Source organism: Actinomadura mexicana (genome assembly GCF_900188105.1).
GTDB classification, from domain to species: Bacteria; Actinomycetota; Actinomycetes; order Streptosporangiales; family Streptosporangiaceae; genus Spirillospora; species Spirillospora mexicana.
On record NZ_FZNP01000007.1, the window covers coordinates 248,463 to 265,338 of the forward strand.

General features: G+C 73.9%; 18 protein-coding genes. 6 read left to right on the forward strand and 12 right to left on the reverse strand.

Going from position 1 to position 16,876, the window contains the following annotated elements; translation table 11 throughout:
- Positions 1-29: 29 nt before the first annotated feature.
- The 3 genes from CHC11_RS19930 to CHC11_RS19940 all read right to left on the reverse strand — a co-directional run bounded on the left by CHC11_RS19930 (position 30) and on the right by CHC11_RS19940 (position 2,743).
- Positions 30-1,022, reverse strand: a complete 993-nt coding sequence (locus CHC11_RS19930; protein ID WP_089313260.1) for an ABC transporter permease — start codon at positions 1,020-1,022, stop codon at positions 30-32.
- 431 nt (positions 1,023-1,453) lie between these two features.
- Positions 1,454-1,882 (reverse strand): hypothetical protein, encoded by a 429-nt coding sequence (locus tag CHC11_RS19935; RefSeq protein WP_089313261.1) that lies wholly within the window; start codon positions 1,880-1,882, stop codon positions 1,454-1,456.
- 204 nt (positions 1,883-2,086) lie between these two features.
- A complete protein-coding gene (locus CHC11_RS19940; RefSeq protein WP_245919467.1) occupies positions 2,087-2,743 on the reverse strand; it encodes an HAD family hydrolase in 657 nt (218 codons plus the stop codon).
- Between the two features lie 181 nt (positions 2,744-2,924).
- On the opposite strand from CHC11_RS19940, the gene CHC11_RS19945 reads away from it, so the two are divergent.
- Positions 2,925-3,386, forward strand: coding sequence for a universal stress protein (locus CHC11_RS19945; RefSeq protein ID WP_089313263.1), 462 nt, complete (start codon positions 2,925-2,927; stop codon positions 3,384-3,386).
- A gap of 203 nt (positions 3,387-3,589) precedes the next feature.
- Complete coding sequence (locus CHC11_RS19950) at positions 3,590-4,432, forward strand: PAC2 family protein (protein WP_089313456.1); 843 nt, start codon at positions 3,590-3,592, stop codon at positions 4,430-4,432.
- A gap of 157 nt (positions 4,433-4,589) precedes the next feature.
- Here CHC11_RS19950 and mshC read toward each other — a convergent pair whose 3' ends face one another.
- The 7 genes from mshC to CHC11_RS19985 all read right to left on the reverse strand — a co-directional run bounded on the left by mshC (position 4,590) and on the right by CHC11_RS19985 (position 10,908).
- Positions 4,590-5,819, reverse strand: a complete 1,230-nt coding sequence (mshC, locus tag CHC11_RS19955; RefSeq protein WP_089313264.1) for a cysteine--1-D-myo-inosityl 2-amino-2-deoxy-alpha-D-glucopyranoside ligase — start codon at positions 5,817-5,819, stop codon at positions 4,590-4,592.
- A gap of 79 nt (positions 5,820-5,898) precedes the next feature.
- Positions 5,899-6,843, reverse strand: a complete 945-nt coding sequence (locus CHC11_RS19960; RefSeq protein WP_089313265.1) for an ABC transporter permease — start codon at positions 6,841-6,843, stop codon at positions 5,899-5,901.
- A gap of 5 nt (positions 6,844-6,848) precedes the next feature.
- Positions 6,849-7,817, reverse strand: a complete 969-nt coding sequence (locus CHC11_RS19965) for an ABC transporter permease (protein WP_089313266.1) — start codon at positions 7,815-7,817, stop codon at positions 6,849-6,851.
- Between the two features lie 159 nt (positions 7,818-7,976).
- Entirely contained in the window at positions 7,977-8,741 is a 765-nt protein-coding gene (locus CHC11_RS19970; protein WP_089313267.1) for an NRDE family protein, read from the reverse strand.
- 49 nt (positions 8,742-8,790) lie between these two features.
- A complete protein-coding gene (locus tag CHC11_RS19975; protein WP_179278908.1) occupies positions 8,791-9,582 on the reverse strand; it encodes an SCO1664 family protein in 792 nt (263 codons plus the stop codon).
- A 53-nt stretch (positions 9,583-9,635) separates the two neighbouring features.
- Positions 9,636-10,184: a DUF3090 domain-containing protein gene (locus CHC11_RS19980; protein ID WP_089313458.1), complete on the reverse strand. Its 549-nt coding sequence runs from the start codon at positions 10,182-10,184 to the stop codon at positions 9,636-9,638.
- Positions 10,185-10,194: 10 nt separating this feature from the next.
- Positions 10,195-10,908, reverse strand: coding sequence for an MSMEG_4193 family putative phosphomutase (locus CHC11_RS19985; protein ID WP_089313459.1), 714 nt, complete (start codon positions 10,906-10,908; stop codon positions 10,195-10,197).
- A 62-nt stretch (positions 10,909-10,970) separates the two neighbouring features.
- Here CHC11_RS19985 and corA point away from each other — a divergent pair, with 62 nt between their 5' ends.
- On the forward strand, positions 10,971-11,942 hold the full coding sequence (gene corA / locus CHC11_RS19990) for a magnesium/cobalt transporter CorA (protein WP_089313268.1): 972 nt from the start codon (positions 10,971-10,973) through the stop codon (positions 11,940-11,942).
- 157 nt (positions 11,943-12,099) lie between these two features.
- On the opposite strand, the gene CHC11_RS19995 is transcribed toward corA, so the two are convergent.
- Positions 12,100-12,474 (reverse strand): DUF4235 domain-containing protein, encoded by a 375-nt coding sequence (locus CHC11_RS19995; protein WP_245919469.1) that lies wholly within the window; start codon positions 12,472-12,474, stop codon positions 12,100-12,102.
- Here CHC11_RS19995 and CHC11_RS20000 point away from each other — a divergent pair.
- Entirely contained in the window at positions 12,461-13,006 is a 546-nt protein-coding gene (locus tag CHC11_RS20000; protein ID WP_089313269.1) for a hypothetical protein, read from the forward strand. The genes CHC11_RS19995 and CHC11_RS20000 overlap by 14 nt on opposite strands.
- A 147-nt stretch (positions 13,007-13,153) precedes the next feature.
- Here CHC11_RS20000 and CHC11_RS20005 read toward each other — a convergent pair whose 3' ends face one another.
- The gene (locus CHC11_RS20005) at positions 13,154-13,774 is read right to left on the reverse strand and encodes a hypothetical protein (protein WP_089313270.1); all 621 of its coding nucleotides are present in this window, start codon (positions 13,772-13,774) and stop codon (positions 13,154-13,156) included.
- 132 nt (positions 13,775-13,906) lie between these two features.
- Between CHC11_RS20005 and CHC11_RS20010 the strand changes: the two genes are divergently transcribed.
- Both CHC11_RS20010 and CHC11_RS20015 read left to right on the forward strand, forming a co-directional pair.
- Positions 13,907-14,866, forward strand: a complete 960-nt coding sequence (locus CHC11_RS20010) for an aldo/keto reductase (protein ID WP_089313271.1) — start codon at positions 13,907-13,909, stop codon at positions 14,864-14,866.
- 81 nt (positions 14,867-14,947) lie between these two features.
- Positions 14,948-16,840, forward strand: coding sequence for a helix-hairpin-helix domain-containing protein (locus CHC11_RS20015; RefSeq protein WP_245919471.1), 1,893 nt, complete (start codon positions 14,948-14,950; stop codon positions 16,838-16,840).
- Positions 16,841-16,876: the final 36 nt, after the last annotated feature.

Sequence of the window (16,876 nt, forward strand, 5' to 3'; positions counted from 1 at the left end):
TTCAATTAGACGGGTCGGTTGGACCCGAGTCACTTGGCCCGAGGGTCGAGAGCGTCCCGCAGCCCGTCACCGAAGAGGTTGAAGGCGAGGACGGTGATGAAGATGGCCATACCAGGGATGATCATGTACGCGGGGTCCGAGGAGTAGATCGGTACCGCGAGCGTCAGCATGGCGCCCCACGAGGGCGTCGGCGGGATCACTCCGACGCCGAGGAACGACAGCGCCGCCTCGAACAGGATGTTGGTCGGGATCAGCAGGGTCGAGTAGACCAGGATCGGGGCGACCAGGTTCGGCAGGATCTCCTTGAAGAGCACGTAGGAGTTGCGGGCTCCCAGGCTGCGCGCGGCGTCGACGAACTCGCGCTCGCGCAGCGACAGCGTCTGACCGCGGATGATGCGGCCGATGTAGGGCCAGTTGAAGAAGCCGATGACCACGACCAGCACCGAGATCCGCAGCCCGTTGCCGTTCAGTCCGAACGCCCCGTCGGAGACGACGCCGACCAGCGCGATCGCGAACAGCAGCAGGGGGAAGGCCAGGAAGGCGTCCATGGCCCGGCTGATCAGGTAGTCGACCCAGCCGCCGAAGTAGCCGGCCACGATGCCCGCGACCGTCCCGATGACCACCGACAGCAGGGTGGCCAGGAACGACACCAAAAGCGAGATCCGGGCTCCGTGCACGATGCGGGCCAGCAGGTCGCGCCCGGTGCCGGGCTCCACGCCCAGCCAGTGGTCGCCGCTGATCCCCGTGTGCCAGATCCCGGACTTCGGCCGGTTGTAGGTCGGGTCGATCAGGTTCTGGTGGTACGCCAGCGGGTCCTGCACGAAGTACGGCCCGAAGATGGCGATGAGGATGAGCACGAGGACGATGACCGCGCCGGAGAGGGCGATCTTGTCCCGCTTCAGCCGCAGCCAGGCGATCTGACCGAGTGAGCGTCCCTGGATCTTCTTCCTGTCGACGCCGGCGAGTACCGCCTCCGGCTGCGCCTCGCTGTCGGACCCGGTCACCTCTAGGGGTGCGGCCACGCTCGATACCTCCTACCGTCCGGCCACTGGTTCGGCCATGCCGCCGGCGAGTGACCGGCGGTCGCGGAGATCATCCGCTGCCCCCGTGCCCGTTACGCCGCGTTTGCTGAAGGGAAACGTAGTCCTTCGGGCACGACTGTCCATCCGTGAAGCGTCCTTCGGAAGTACCCGTATCTGACTTGTGATCTCGTCGTCATCTGGGGAACACGCGTCCGCGTACCACTTCGGACAAATCGCCCGAATAGTACGTTCAGCCAGGACCTGACCGGTAACTCCAGAGGGGTTTGGAACGGCAAGCTTTACCGTACTGAGTCCGATCTGAGACTGATCGTCCGCAGGTCAGGGCCGGGACGCGCAGAAACGGCGGGCCGGGACGCCCGCTTCGGGGACGTCCCGGCCCGCCGTCACTCCGCGTGCGGAGCCGCGCGGCGTCAGGAGATGCCGCGGTTGCGGAGGATCTTCTCGATCTCCGCCAGCTCCGGGTCGCCACCACCGGGCGCGGGCCCTTCGACCCCCCGCTTGGGCTTGCCGGAGCGGCCCGCGGAGCGGCGCCCCTCGCGGCCCCCGGCGCCGCCGTCGCCGTCGCCGGCGTCCCCGCGGCGGCTCAGCATCGCTCCGGACGCCAGGTAGAGCACCACGGCCAAGCCCGCCACAGCGACGCCCGCCCACTTCACCGGGCTGAACGCCAGGTCGACGAAGAACTCGGTCACCCCCGTCATCGCCGCCGCGAGCGGCACCAGCGACAGGGCCGCGCCGCGCAGCCCGGTGCCCGCCCCCCGGCGGCGGTAGGCACCCCAGCTGATGACCAACCCGACCAGGGTCACCCCGAGACTGATCGCGAATATGGCTGCGTCGCTCATGCCGGCCCCTCATTCCGTGCGGCGGTGCTCTCTCCATCGTCACACGCCAACCGCCGGACCTGCTCCTTCTCTCGGACGGTTTGCGTCCGGGGCGGTCTCCTCCTGCGGCGGGAGCCGCCCCCTAGGGGCCGACCCGCAGGTACCGGCTCGGGGGTATCAGGTCGCGGCGGGGCAACGGCGGGGCGGCGGACCGGGACGGCGCGGTCAGGCGACCAGCGAACGCAGCCGCTCCAGGTTCACCTCGCGCAGCGAGGCGACCACCGTCCGGCCCGGCGCGGGCGGGATCGGCAGGAGGCCCGGGACGGCGACGGTGACGCATCCCGCCGCCTCCGCCGCAGCGACGCCGTTCGGGGAGTCCTCCAGGACCACGCACCGGGCGGGGTCGGCGCCGAGCCGGGCTGCGGCGGTCAGGTACGGCTCGGGGTGGGGCTTGGTCCGGGCGACCTCGTCCCCGGCGACGCTGAGGGCGAAGTGCTCGCGGCCGACGGCGTCCAGCACCGGCTCGATCAGCCGCCGGTGGCTGGAGGACACCAGGGCCGCCGTCACCCCGGCGGCGCGCACCTCGGCGAGCAGGTCCTTGGCTCCGGGCATCATCGGGACGCAGGCGCTGAGCCGCTCGACCATGCCGTCCAGCATCCGGCGGCCGACCTCCTCGCGCGGGGCGTCCGCCCCCGTCAGCTCCAGCATGTAGTCGACGGCGAGGTACAGGGAGCCGCCGACCAGCCGCTCCTGGTGGGCGGGGCTCCACTCGCCGCCGAGCCAGGCCATGACCTCCGACTCCACCTCCAGCCAGACGCGCTCGGAGTCGATGAGCAGACCGTCCATGTCGAACAGCACGGCGTGCGGGCCGCCACCAGTCACAACTCTCCTCACAGGTCGCACGAGCCGGGAACCCACCCTATCCATGCGATCAAGGGGCACCTCGGCCGTCCCCGCCGGACGGGCCGGCGCCTCTTGGACGGGGTGTGCAAAGAGACGGTGACGGATGGGACACCGGACCGGTAGCGTGCCAGCAGTTGACTACTAACGGGTAAGGAACGGCATGAGCGCGTACCGCATCATCCTCGTCGGCACCGACGGCTCCGACTCCTCCTTCCGCGCGGTCGACAAGGCCGCGCAGCTGGCCGCCGCCACGGGCGCCACCCTCCTGCTCGCCTCCGCCTACAGCCCGATGCCCGAGCGCGAGCGCGCGAGCGCCGCCGACCGGCTCGGCGACCTGGCCTACAAGGTGCAGGGGTCCACGCCCGCCGACGACGCGCTGCGGGCCGCGCGGGAGCGGGCCGTCGCCGCCGGAGCCACCGACATCGAGCAGGAGGCCGTCGAGGGCGACGCCGTCGACGTGCTGTCGAAGCTGGCCAAGGAGCGCCCCGTCGACCTCATGGTGATCGGCAACCGGGGGCTCAACAGCCTCGCGGGCCGCATCCTCGGCTCCGTCCCGGCGAACCTGTCGCACCGCGCCTCCTGCGACGTGCTCATCGTGCACACCACTCCGCGCGGCAAATGACGCCGGTCCTCCGTCGCCGGTGACCCGATCGTGACCCGGTTCCGCCGCGGGCGTACAGGGCGGGGTCTGGCTTCCGGAGGGGTGGGGTACGTCACCGTCAGGACGTAGGCTGACAGCCACCGATCATGAGCGGGGCCCCCGACCCCCGGGAATGACGGCCCCCGTCGGTGACGCTGTACCTGGGCGTCGAAAGGAGGCAGCGCGTGGTCGAGCTCGAAAGCGTGCCGGAACTCGTCGATCCGGTGCTCGTGGCCGCCTTTGAGGGGTGGAACGACGCCGGGGAGGCCGCCAGCGGGGTGATCGCGCATCTGGAGTCGACCTGGGAGGCGGTCCCCATCGCCGAGCTCGATCCGGACGACTACTACGACTTCCAGGTCACCCGCCCCATCGTCGAGATGACCGACGGCGAGACCCGCGGCATCACCTGGCCGACGACCCGCGTGTCGTGGGCGCGGCTGCCGAACGGCAAGGACGTCGTGCTGCTGCACGGGATCGAACCCAACATGCGGTGGCGGTCGTTCTGCCGCGAGCTGGTCGGGCTGATGCTGGAGCTGGAGATCCGCAACGTCGTGCTGCTCGGCGCGCTGCTCGCCGACGCCCCCCACACCCGGCCGGTGCCGGTCACCGGCGCCGCGTCCGAGGCCGGCCTGGTCAACACCCTGAACCTGGAGCCCGCCCGCTACGAGGGGCCGACCGGCATCCTCGGCGTGCTCCAGGACGCCTGCGCCAAGGCCGACCTCGACACCGTGTCGCTGTGGGCGGCCGTCCCGCACTACGTCGCCCAGCCGCCCTCCCCCAAGGCCACCCTCGCGCTGCTGCGCCGCGTCGAGGACCTCCTCGACGTCACCGTCCCGCTCGGCGAGCTGCCCGAGGAGGCCCGCGCCTGGGAGCACGGCGTCAACGAGCTCGCCGAGGAGGACTCGGAAGTCGCCGAGTACGTCCGCACGCTGGAGGAGCAGAAGGACGCCACGGAGCTGCCCGAGGCCAGCGGCGACGCGATCGCCCGCGAGTTCGAGCGGTACCTGCGCCGGCGCGACCCGGGCTGAGCCCGCGCGCGGCGCGTGGTGCGCTGATCATGACGTCTTCCTCCCCGGAGGCCGGTGGCGCCCGGGGCCGGTGAGCCCGCCGTCGCCGGTCCACCGGTCCGGTACGCGCCCGCGGGCCTGCTGTGACAGGCCCGCCGGGCGGGGCCAAGGCCGCCGGTCAGAGCACCACGCCGAGGAGGGCGTCGACGATGGCGGCGGCCTGGGCCGGCGCGGCCTCGTCGCCGCCGTCGGCGGAGGCCCAGGCGTCCACGGCCGCCAGCGCGGCCGGGGTGTCCAGGTCGTCGGCCAGGCCGGCGCGGACCGCGGCGGCCAGCGGGGCGGCGGGCGGGCCGGACGGGCGGGCCGCGGCGGCGCGCCAGCGGCCGAGGCGGGCGGCCGCCTCGTCGAGGGCGTCGGGGGTCCACTCCCAGTCGGAGCGGTAGTGGTGGGCCAGCAGGGCCGTCCGGATCGCCATCGGGTCGGCGCCGGACTCCCGCAGCCTCGACACGAACACGAGGTTGCCGCGCGACTTGGACATCTTCTCGCCGTCCAGGCCGACCATGCCGGCGTGCACGTAGGCGCGGGCGTGCGGCCGCTCCCCCGTGGCGACCTGCGCGTGCGAGGCGCCCATCTCGTGGTGCGGGAACGCCAGGTCCGAGCCGCCGCCCTCGACGTCGAACGCCATGCCGAGGTACTCGATGGAGATCGCCGAGCACTCCACGTGCCAGCCGGGGCGGCCCTCCCCGAACGGGGAGTCCCAGCCGGGCTCGCCGGGCCGCCTCGCCATCCACAGCAGCGCGTCGAGGGGGTCGTGCTTGCCGGGCCGGTCCGGGTCGCCCCCGCGCTCGGCGAACAGCGGCGCCATCTGCTCCCGCGTCAGCCGGCTGACCTGGCCGAACGTCGGGTCGGAGGCGATGGGGAAGTAGACGTCGCCGGCCACCTCGTAGGCGGCGTCCCGGCCGCGCAGCTTCTCGATCATCTCGATGATCAGCGGGATCGACTCGACCGCGCCGACGTAGCGGTCGGGCGGCAGGACGCGCAGCGCGGTCATGTCGTCGCGGAAGAGCTGGATCTCCCGGTCGGCGAGCTCGCGCCAGTCCTCCCCCGTCTGCCGGGCACGTTCCAGCAGCGGGTCGTCGACGTCGGTGGCGTTCTGGACGTAGTGGACCCGGTGGCCGAGGTCCCGCCACACCCGGTTGACGAGGTCGAAGGCCAGGTAGGTGCTGGCGTGGCCGAGGTGCGTCGCGTCGTAGGGGGTGATCCCGCACACGTACAACCGGGCGGTTTCGCCGGGGGACGTGGGGCGCGTCGTCCCGGTGCCGGTGTCGTGCAGGCTGAGGGGCCGGGTCGCGGCGGGCAGTCCCGCGTCGGACAGGCTGGGGACTTCGGAGGCGGGCCACGATCGCATACGGAAAGCTTATCCATGCGTACTTCGCGGCATGAATCCGAGATCACGGCTTCGTGTCGGATGAGCCCGCCCGGCGGCCTCAGCGGAGCCGGACGCGCGGGTCGAGCACCGAGTAGCCGATGTCGACCAGCAGGTTCGCGGCGACGACGAACGACGTCACCAGCAGCGTCACGCCGATGATGACCGGGGTGTCGCCGAGCGCGATGGACTGGTAGACCAGCTGCCCCATGCCCTGCAGCCCGAACACCTTCTCGGTGACGATCGTGGAGCCGATCAGCGCCCCGAGGTCGATGCCGAGCTGGGTGAGGACGGGGGCCAGCGCCGTCCGCAGCCCGTGGCGGCCGACCACCCGGCGTTCCGGCAGGCCCTTGGCCCGCGCCGTCCGCACGTAGTCCTCGCCGAGCACGTCCAGCATCGCCCCCCGGGTGAGGCGCGTGTAGGTGGCGATCATGAGGAACGCCAGCGCGATCCACGGCAGGACCATCCGCCGCAGGAAGTGCTCCTGCAGCGGGGGCCCCGCCTCGAAGAGGTGGACGGCGCCCCCGCCGAACCCGGCGGAGAACACGTGCAGCAGCGCGAGGGCCATCACGAACGGCGGGGTGGACAGGCCGATCAGCACGAACACGGTCACGGTCCTGTCCCCCAGGCCGCGCGCCCGCGTCGCGCTGAGGACGCCGAGCAGCACGCCGCCGGCGAACCACAGGACGGCGGCGCCCGCGACCAGGCACAGCGTCGTGGGGAGGCGCTGGCCGATCAGGGTGGTGACGGGCATCCCGTTGATGTAGGAGTCGCCCAGGTCGCCGCGCAGCAGGCGTCCGGCGAACCGCCAGTACTGGACGAGGACGGGGCGGTCCAGCCCGAGGTTGCGGCGGATCTGGTCGAGGGTGTCGGCGGTGGCGCGCGGCCCCCCGATGACGCGCTCCACCGGCACGGGCGAGACGTGCAGGAACACGAAGACCAGCGTGGCCGCCAGCCACAGCACCACGACCGCGTACAGCAGGCGGCGGAGGACGAACCGCGCCACGCGCCTCACCGCCCCCCGGGCGCACGGTCGCCGCGCGGGTCGAAGGCGTCGCGGATTCCCTCGCCGAGCAGGTTGAACGCCAGCGTGGTCGCCAGCAGCAGGACGCCCGGGACGGCCAGCAGCCACCAGGCGGCCTGGAACACGTCGCCGCCCTCGCCGAGCATCGACCCCCAGCTCGGCATCGGCGGGCGCACCCCGACGCCGAGGAACGACAGGGTCGCCTCGAACACGATCGAGGCCGGGACCAGCAGCGAGGTCAGCACGGTGACGTGCGCGGACAGGTTCGGCAGGACCTCGCCGAACATGATCTGGACGTCGGAGGCGCCGAGGGCGCGGGCCGCCTCGATGAACTCCCGCCGCCTGAGCATGATCACCTGCCCGCGGATGACGCGGGCGACCGCGGCGAACGAGAAGAACGCGATGATCAGGATCGTCATGGTCAGGCTGGCGGCGATCGAGGCGATCTGGAACGTGGTCGCCAGCAAGATGGCCACCAGCAGGTACGGCAGGGCGAGCATCATGTCCATGAGCCGGGCGAGCAGGGTGTCCAGGGCGCCGCCCGCGAACCCGGCGAGCGTCCCGACCGCGGTCCCGGCGGCGGAGGCGAGCAGGGCCGCGAGGACCCCGACGGCCAGGGAGATCCGCGCCCCGTAGGCGGCGCGGACCAGGACGTCGCGGCCGAGCTGGTCGGCGCCGAGCGGGAACCGCGCGCCCGGCCCGCGCGGCTGCCCTCCGGCGTCCAGGCCGGTGCCGGGGAAGGTCGCGTCGTAGGGGTGGCCGGTCAGGTGCGCCCACAGCGGTGCCAGCGCCGCGAACGCGAGGATCAGCGCGAGGACGGCGAGCGCGGCGACGGCGAGCCGATCGCGGCGGAACCGCGTCCAGGCGAGCTGGCAGGGGGTGCGGCCCTCGACGGGCAGGGCCTCGTCCGGCGCCGTCCTCGGCCTGCGGGTCTCCACCTCGGCGTAGCTGCTCATCGCGCCGCCGCGCGCGCCACCGCTGCCATCCGCACTCCCCGTCTGCCGATGACCCTTCGCGGGCGGCCCCGCCCCGACGAAGATCGCATTAGGTAGTCAAACTAGCACCGAGCGTCATGTTCCGCAGCCGGAGCCGCCAAGTGGGCGGGACGGCGCCCCTCAGCGCACGCGCCCCCAGGCGCGCGGGTCCCCGGGGGCGGCGGAGAAGTCGTACCGGACGCCGGTCCGCCCGAGGGCGACGAGGCTGACGGAGGTGGTGCCCCACACGCGGCCGTCGCCCAGGTCCAGCAGGGGAAGCAGGGCGCGGTGGTCGGCGCGGGGCAGCCCGTCGCCGTCCACCAGCGGCAGCCACGCGCCCCAGGCCCGCTCCACCGGGTCCTCAAGGCGCGGCTCCGGCCGCGGGGCGGCGGCCAGAAGAGGCCGGAAGTGCGCGAGCCGCGCCGCCATGTAGGCGTCCTCGGTCTCGCCCTCCAGCTGGCCCTCCCCCTCCAGCCCGCTGTTGACGATCATGTGCAGGCCGGGACCGAGCCCGCGTTCGGAGAGGGCCGCGCCGTCCCAGCTCCACAGCCGCACCCCGTCGGGTTCGGCGCCGACGAGGTGGAAGGGGTCGAACGGGGTGAGGTCCGGCCGGCCGAGCTTGCCGTCGGCGGCGAGCCGCAGCGGCAGCTCCCCGCGCGAGGCGCGGCCCGCCTCGGGCGCCATCGTGCCGCGGCCGTTCAGCACGACGGCGGCCCGCGGCGCGCCGGGGTCCACCGCCAGCCAGGTGCCGCCCGCGCGCAGGTCGCGGCCGCCGACGAGGCCGGGGCGGTCCGGCCAGTGCCGGCCGGGGGGCTCCCATGCGCGGGCGGTGAACTCGTCCCGGACGCCCGCGAGGAGCACCGGGACCGGGGAGGACGGGTCGACACTGATGATCGCCGTGCACATGCCCCAATTGGAGCATTCCCCCGCTATGCCGAATCCGCCGGGGGCGGGCCTAGAGCGGCGGCCAGGGGATGGCGGGCCAGTCCTCGGGCGGGTAGGGGTGGATGCGGTGCTTGAGCATCAGCTCGACGCGGCGCCGGGTGGCGTCGACCTCCTCGGCGGTGAGCAGCTCGGCGAGGCGCGCGCCGAGGGCTCCGCCGCGCAGGCCGGCGTCGACCCGGCCGAGCGCCTCGACCGCCTCGGGGGTGAGGGGCTTGCCGCGCCACTGCCACAGGACGGTGCGGAGCTTGTACTCGACGGAGAAGCAGACGCCGTGGTCGCAGCCGTACACGTGGCCATCGCCGGGCGGCAGCAGGTGGCCGATCTTGCGGTCGGCGTTGTTGACGACGGCGTCGAAGACGGACATCCGGCGGACGGCCTCGTCGTCGGAGCGCGACAGGCCGACCAGGTCGACGTCGGGGTCGGGCTCCACCCACAGCTGCACCATGCCGGGGCCGTAGGGGCCGTCGCGGTGGACGGTGGGCGGGACGGTGTACCAGCCCATCGCCTTGGAGACCTCGTAGGCGGCGACCTCCCGCTCGGCGAGGGTCCCGTCGGGGAAGTCCCACAGGGGGCGCTCCCCCGCGACCGGCTTGTAGACGCAGTTGGCCGACACCCCGTCGTGCTCGATCGCGCAGTAGAGGGTGGCGTTGGATGCCTGGACGAGCCGGCCCTCCACGGCGAGGCGCCCGGCCGACAGCAGCCGCTCGGCGGCGGCGGCGTCGCGCGGGGACACCGCGCGCCCGGCCTCGCCCCGCCCGCCTGCGTCGCCGGCGGGCGCCCGGTCCCGGGAGGACTGCGTCATGCGTTCATTCTCCCGGCCACGTCGTCCATGATCCAGCACAGCGGGGTGTCATCTCAGCCGAGGTATCCGTTCTGGCGGGGGCACACGTGCCCCTCGCCGTCGAGCGGCAGGCCGCACAGCGGGCACGGCGGCCGTCCCGCCGCGACCACCTTCAGGGCGCGCTCGGCGAACGCGCGGGCCTGCGCCGCGCTGATCCGCACCCGCAGCACCGCGACGGCGGGGTCGTCCTCGCCGACCTCGGGCTCCTCGTCGGACTCGGTGACCTCCTGCGCCTCGATGACCACCTGCTCGTCGTCGGGGTCCCAGGCCAGCGCCATCGTGCCGACCTTGAACTCCTCCTCGACGGGCTGGTCGAGGGGGCCCTCGTCCTTGAGCTCGGCCGGGGCGACCGCGGGCACGGCGGCGTCCCCGCCGCTGCGCCGCAGGACCTCGTCCAGCAGCTCCTCGAGCCGCTCGGCCAGCAGCGTCACCTGGAACTTCTCCAGGCCCACGCTGGTGACGCGGCGGCCGGTGCGCGCCTGCAGGTAGAACGCGCGGTCGCCGGGGCGCCCGACGGCACCGGCGACGAAGCGCTCCGGCGGATCGTAGGAGATGACGGGCATGACAAAGACCCTACGCGCCGCCGCCCACGGCCGCGTCACTCGACCCGAGTCCGTCTTTCCCGGAACGTTCCTCCGGCGGTTCCGGGACCAACCCGGCGACATCGCCTCCGGTGTCGTTGAGCCGGACGACGAACGGGCGCGTCTCGGTGTAGCGGATGACGGTGAGCGACGCCGGGTCGGCCTGGATGCGCTGGAACTGGTCCAGGTGCAGGCCGAGGGCGTCGGCGACGATCGACTTGATGATGTCGCCGTGGCTGCACACGGCGTAGAGCGCGCCGGGCCCGTGGGCGGCGGCGATCCGCTCGTTCCAGTCGCGGACGGCCGTGACGGCGCGGTGCTGCGCGTCCGCCAGCGCCTCCCCCGCCTCGCCGGGGAACCGGGCGGCGCTCGGATGGGCCTGCACGACGCGCCAGAGCGGCTCCTCCGCCAACTCCTTGAGGGGGCGGCCCGTCCAGTCGCCGTAGCGGACCTCGCCGAACCGGTCGTCGGTCTCGATCTTCTCGACGGGCTCGGCGTGCCCCGCGGCGACGGCCTCGGCCGTCTCGACGCAGCGTTCCAGGGGGCTGGACACGACGGCGGCGAGCGGCAGGGGCGCCAGGCGGGCGGCGAGCGCCGCCGCCTGCGCGCGGCCGCGCTCGTCCAGGCGCACTCCGGGCGTCCATCCGGCCAGCACGGGGCCGGTCATCGCGGTCAGGCCGTGCCGAACCAGCAGAAGCGTCGTCACACCGGCCACTCTAGGAGATCATCCGGACGTTCCGACGTGCCGGATGCGCGACAATGCGTGGTGTGATCGTCGACAAGGCCATCTACGCAGGCGGGAAGCGCCGCGACATCGAGGGCGACATCAGCGACGCCTTCGACCTCGCCCGCGAGGACGGCGAGTGCTTCCTGTGGATCGGCCTCTTCGAGCCCGACGAGGACGAGTTCGAACTGGTCAAGGACGAGCTGAACCTGCATCCCCTGGCCGCCGAGGACGCGGTTTCCGCGCACCAGCGGCCCAAGATGGAACGCTACGACGACACGCTGTTCGTGGTGTTGAAGACGCTCGCCTACATCGACGAGACCTCCGACATCGAGGTCGGCGAGATCATGGTCTTCCTCGGCCGGGACTTCGTGGTGACCGTCCGGCACGGCGCCGGGAACCCGCTCGGGCCGGTCCGCAAGCGGCTGGAGAACTCGCCGGAGCTGCTCGGGCACGGCGCCACCGCGGTCCTGTACGCGGTGTGCGACGAGGTCGTCGACCGGTACGGCGTCGTCGCCCACGAGGTCGAGGTCGACATCATCGGGCTGGAGCGGGCCGTGTTCGACCCGAACGCCCGGGACGTCACCGCCGACATCTACTCGCTCAAGCGGGAGGTGCTGGAGTTCCGCAGCGCCGAGGACCCGCTCGTCCCCGTGCTGCAGGAGATCGTGAAGGGCCGCGTCGCCGAGTGCGGCTCCACCCGGGAGTACTTCCGCGACGTCCTGGACCACCTGCTGCGCGTCGACGGGCAGGTGGACTCCCACAACGAGCTGCTCAACAGCGTGCTGACCGCGCACCTGGCGCTGCTCGGCAAGCGGCAGAACGAGGACATGCGCAAGATCTCCGCGTGGGCCGCGATCATCGCGGTGCCCACCGCGATCGCCGGGATCTACGGCATGAACTTCGACCACATGCCCGAGCTGCACTGGACCTTCGGGTACCCGCTGGTCATCGCGGTGATGGCCGTCGTGTGCGTGCTCCTGTTCCGCCGCCTGCGCAAGAGCGGCTGGCTCTGACGCCGCGGCCCGCGCGGTCGAGGAGCGCCACCCGTGGGCGGGACGGTTCCCGGCGGCCCTCGGGCCGCGCCGCGCGCCGGCGCGTCGGAAGCCACCCACGCGCCGGCCGGCGGCGACACCTCGTCCGAGAAGCCGGGTACGAGCCCGTGCTCACTGATCAGTCGTCACCGGGCCAGTGCCCGGTGGCTTTGCGGACACCGTGGGCTCCGGCCCGCTGGGTCGCCGCTTTGACCAGCCCGAAGACGGCGCCCTGGATGGCCGCGGCCACCAGTACCTGCCGCCATGAGTAGTTATGGTCGTCCGCGTCCGGTGCGTCGTCTTGGCCGGCGGCTCTTTCCAGAGCTGCTCGAACAGCACACCGGCGAGCTGGCCGCCCAGCACGCTGAAGGCCAGCGAACAACTCACGACCCAACTCGCAGGAAAAGGGGATCTCCCAAGGATCTACTTGCTGTGACGAGCCCTTGACTTTGCGTAGGGAATGGGAATGTCGATGCCCCCCAAGCCCCCAGGAGCGCAAGATGTCCGACGACATCGGTGAGGCCGGTTCCCGGAGTCTTCATGTCCCGGCCGGCAAGGTTCTGATCGTGCACTGGCTGATCAACGCCTATCTCATGCCAGACAACCCCTCGGACGCCGAAGAGAGCGACAACGACGAACTGCAGACCTACTGGGCCGACCCCTGGCCCGCCAACGCCTCGGTCTACTGGACGTTCGAGTCGGCCCCGGGCCGGCCCGGGGCCTACTACATCCGCTCCCAGCCCCACAAGCGCTACCTCGGCATCCGGGGGAACAAGGCGCAGGCCGACGCGGTGGTGACGCTGCGGATGAACGAGACCAACGGCAAGTTGTGGGTGCCCACCCCCATCGCCGGCATGCCCGACGTCCCCGGGAGGCCGCTGGTGCGCGCGCTGCGGCTGCACGGCACCAACTTCGCCATGGCCACGGCCCGCAACGTCCCCAACCGGGACGCCGAGATCCACCTGGACCGCGCCTGGGACGGAGAGTTCACTCCCTTCCACGCCTTCAGTCTCATCCCGGCGTCCTCGGTCGTCACCGACCCCTGACGGCCGGGAGGATCCTCAGAATGCCCGCTCCGGGACAGGGACGCCCTTGTCCCGGAGCGGGGAGGCCCGCTGGGCGGCACTGTCCCCTTCAGCACAGCGCCGCCCGGGGCCGCCGGAAGGGCGCAAGCACGGCAGGAGCGGCCGGCTCTAGGCGCCGGAATCGTGGGGGGACGCGGGCGCGGCGAGGAGCACCGCCCACAGGTGGGACTCGGCCCCCCGCGACTCCAGGCGGCGGCGCATCCGCTCCACGCCGGGGCGCGTGGGCAGCGCCAGCCACACCAGCAGCGGGTAGCCGATGGCGAACCCGGCGACGAAGACCAGCTCGCTGTGGGCGACCATCGCCAGCGGGAGCCCCAGCAGGATCACGCCTTCGGCCAGCGCGAACCGCAGCAGGACCGCCTGCCGGAACATCATCAGCGCGGTCCGCGCCGCCGCGCCCGGATCGGCGCCCGGCGCCATCGGGCGCGGCGCGCGGGGCCCGGCGAGCAGGGCCGGCAGCGCGGCGGCCGCGAGCGGCAGGTAGATCCACGGCGGCGCGTCGCCGCGGCCGTCCTCGACGATCAGCGGCATGATCGCCAGGATCAGGACGGGGGCGGCCAGCAGCGCCAGCATCATCAGGCGCGTCCGGCCGAGCTCGGTGCCGCCGCGCAGCGAGGCGAGGTAGCCGGGGTCGTCGCCGGGGCCGGCGCCGAACACCGGCGCCACGTCCGGCCCGCCGTCGTCCTCCGGCGTCTTCGGCGAGTACATCGAGAACGGGGGTGGCGCCATGGCTGCGAACTCTAACCCGGCGGCGCCCGGCCGCAATAGATCCTCACCAGGATCTTCGTGCCGCGGGCGCATCCGCCCGGAGCGGCCGCTCACTTTCCGCGCGGCTCGCGCGGACCGCTAGATTGGCCGCCTATGAAGGAGCGTCACCTCGGGCGGAGCGGGCTGCTGGTGTCCCGGCTGGGGCTCGGCACCATGACCTGGGGCCAGGACACCGCCCCGGACGAGGCGGCCGCGCAGCTCATCGCGTTCGTGGAGGCCGGGGGCACCCTGGTCGACACCGCCGACGTCTACAGCGACGGCGACAGCGAGCGCATCCTCGGCCACCTGCTGCGCGAGCTGGTCGACCGCGACGACCTCGTCGTCGCGACCAAGGCCGCGATCCGGCCGAACGGACGCTACGACGGCTCGCGCCGGCACCTGCTGCGCGCCCTCGACGCCTCCCTCGACCGCCTGGACCTCGACCACGTCGACCTGTGGCAGCTGCACGTCTACGACCCGAACACGCCGCTGGAGGAGACGCTGTCGGCGCTGGACGAGGCGGTCTCCTCGGGCCGGGCCCGGTACGTCGGGGTCTCCAACTACGCGGGCTGGCAGGTCTCCAAGGCCGCCGCGTGGCAGCGGGCCTGGCCGGGCCGCGCGCCGGTGGTGTCCGCGCAGCTGGAGTACTCGCTGCTGCGCCGCGACATCGAGCGGGAGGTCGTGCCCGCCGCGCTGGACGCCGGGGCGGGCCTGCTGCCGTGGTCGCCGCTCGGCCGTGGCGTCCTCACCGGCAAGTACCGCACCGGCATCCCCGCCGGGTCGCGCGCCGCCGCGCCGCACTTCGCCGAGTTCGTCCAGCCGTACCTGGACGAGGAGTGCGCCCGCATCGTGGAGTCGGTGGTGACCGCCGCCGAGGGCCTCGGATGCTCCCCGCTCGCCGTGGCGCTGGCGTGGGTCCGCGACCGGGAGGGCGTCGCCGCGCCGATCGTCGGCGCGCGGACCGCGGCGCAGCTCGGCGCGATCCTGGAGAGCGAGGAGGTCACGCTGCCGCACGAGATCCGCGGGGCGCTGGACGACGTCTCCGATCTCTCCGACACGACCTCCCACCCGTGATTCGTCCGTGAACCCCGGGGCCGTCCGTGGCACGCTCTGGACGGTCCACCGCCAACCGAGATCAGCCGTGACGGGAAGCCCGTGACCGACACCCCTGACCCCACCCCCACCCCCGCCGAGCGCAAGGCGCGCGCCGAGGCCGCCATGCGCGCGGCTGAGGCCGCGGCCGGCGCGCTCGACGGGCCGGACGCCTCCAGGCCCGCGCCGGCGCCGCCGCCCGAGCCCGCCGGGAGCCCGGAGGACGGCCTGCGCGCCCTCGGCGGGCTGTTCGCCGAGACGGGCGTGCCCGCCGCGCTCGCCTCGCGCGCCGCGGCGCGGCTCGGCCCGCGCGCCGCCGGGCGGCTGCGCGACGACCCGTGGCGCCTGCTGAGCGTGCCCGGCGTCCAGCCCGGTCAGGCCGACCACTTCGCCCGCGCCCTGCTCGGCGAGGACGCCCGCCCCGACGATCCCCGCCGCGGCGGGGCCCTCGTCCTGCACCTGCTGACGGAGGCGGCCCGGCAGGGCCACACGGTCACGCCCGCCGCCGACGTGCTGTCCGCGCTGGAGCGCCTGCGCTTCCCCGACCCGCGGCGCGCCGTCGAGGCGGCGCTGGACGAGGCGGAGGTCCTGTCCCTCACCGAGGAGCCCGAGTTCGACGAGGAGGCGTTCGAGGAGGACGCGGAACCGCCGGAGCCGGAGGAGGCGCTCGGCCCGGCGCGGTGGGCGCTCGCTGAGGAGGCGGCGGCCGAGGGGCTCCAGCGCCTGACGCTCACCGCCGCGCCACTGCTCGACGACGCGGCTCTGAAGGGCCTGCGCGACGGGCTCCCCGAAGACCGCTCCCTGGCCCTCACCGCGGCGCTGCGCACCGGCGTGAGCATCCTGTGCGGCGCGCCGGACGGCCTCGCGCGCATGGTCGCCGAGATCGCCTCGGCCGCGGGGTCGCAGGGCGTCCGCACGGCGTTGGCGGCGCCCACCGACCGCGCCGCCGCCGAGCTGGCGGCCGCCTTGACCGCCGGGGCGGCGGAGGGCGTCGCGGTCACCAGCCTGCACCGGCTGCTGGAGCCGCGGGAGGACCCGTCGGCCGCGCCCGGGGCCGTCGTCTACGGGCGCGGCGAGCAGCGGCCCCTCGACCTCGACCTGGTGATCGTGACGGACGGCGCGGCACTCGACGTCGAGCAGTGCGCGGTGCTGGCCGAGGCGTGCCCCGACGGCGCCCACCTCGTGCTGTGCCGCGAGCCGGGCGCCCCGCCGCCCGCCGGGCCCGGCCGGCCGCTGGACGACCTGGAGGCGTCGGAGACGGTGCCCGTCGTGACGCTGGACGCCGAGCCTCCGCCCGGCCCGATCGGCGCGCTCACCGAGGCGGTGCGCGGCGGCGAGCTGGCCGCCGTGGACGCCCCCGGCCGCGAGGTCGTCATCGTGCCCGCCGAGGACGCCGGCGAGGCGGTGCGCCGGGCCGTCCAGCTCGTCACCGACTCGATCCCCCGCGCTCTCGGCATCCCCGTGGAGGACGTCCAGGTCGTCGCCCCGGCGGCGGGCGGGGACGCGGGCGCGGGCGCCCTGAACGCCGCGCTCAAGGCCCGCCTGAACCCCGGCCCCGGGGCGTTCGGCGGCATGGACCCCGGCGACCGCGTGGTCGTCGCCGCGCCGCTCCCGCAGGCCCCGCTCGGCGAGACGGGCGTGGTGGCCGGCGGCGGCCCGCAGGGGCTGGAGGTGGAGTTCCCGCGCGGCGCCGCGGTCGTCGCCCCGGCGGAGGCGTCCCGGCTGCGGCACGGCTGGGCGGTGCCCGTGGCGCTCGCTCGCGGAACGCGGCGTCCCGCCGTGGTCGCGGTCCTGGCCGGTGACGGCCTGTCGCGGCCGCTGGTGGCCACCGCCTTCGGGCTCGCGCTCCGCCACCTGTCGGTCGTGCAGGCGGCCGGACCCGCGCTGGCGAGAGCCGTCCGCGAGGACGGGGCCCCCGTGCGTCGCACCAGGCTCGCGCGGCTGGTGGCCCCGTGATGTACCGGTGGGTAAAGAAACCCTCGTGTCGCGGTT

Coding starts and splice junctions, on each gene's coding strand:
- CHC11_RS19975 (WP_179278908.1), bottom strand. CDS start 9,582: ATGACGCAGTCCTCCCGGGACCGGGCGCCCGCCGGCGACGCAGGCGGG.
- CHC11_RS19965 (WP_089313266.1), bottom strand. CDS start 7,817: ATGAGCAGCTACGCCGAGGTGGAGACCCGCAGGCCGAGGACGGCGCCG.
- CHC11_RS19980 (WP_089313458.1), bottom strand. CDS start 10,184: ATGCCCGTCATCTCCTACGATCCGCCGGAGCGCTTCGTCGCCGGTGCC.
- CHC11_RS19935 (WP_089313261.1), bottom strand. CDS start 1,882: ATGAGCGACGCAGCCATATTCGCGATCAGTCTCGGGGTGACCCTGGTC.
- CHC11_RS19995 (WP_245919469.1), bottom strand. CDS start 12,474: ATGTCGTCGGACATCTTGCGCTCCTGGGGGCTTGGGGGGCATCGACAT.
- mshC (WP_089313264.1), bottom strand. CDS start 5,819: ATGCGATCGTGGCCCGCCTCCGAAGTCCCCAGCCTGTCCGACGCGGGA.
- CHC11_RS20005 (WP_089313270.1), bottom strand. CDS start 13,774: ATGGCGCCACCCCCGTTCTCGATGTACTCGCCGAAGACGCCGGAGGAC.
- CHC11_RS20000 (WP_089313269.1), top strand. CDS start 12,461: ATGTCCGACGACATCGGTGAGGCCGGTTCCCGGAGTCTTCATGTCCCG.
- CHC11_RS19970 (WP_089313267.1), bottom strand. CDS start 8,741: ATGTGCACGGCGATCATCAGTGTCGACCCGTCCTCCCCGGTCCCGGTG.
- CHC11_RS20010 (WP_089313271.1), top strand. CDS start 13,907: ATGAAGGAGCGTCACCTCGGGCGGAGCGGGCTGCTGGTGTCCCGGCTG.
- CHC11_RS19945 (WP_089313263.1), top strand. CDS start 2,925: ATGAGCGCGTACCGCATCATCCTCGTCGGCACCGACGGCTCCGACTCC.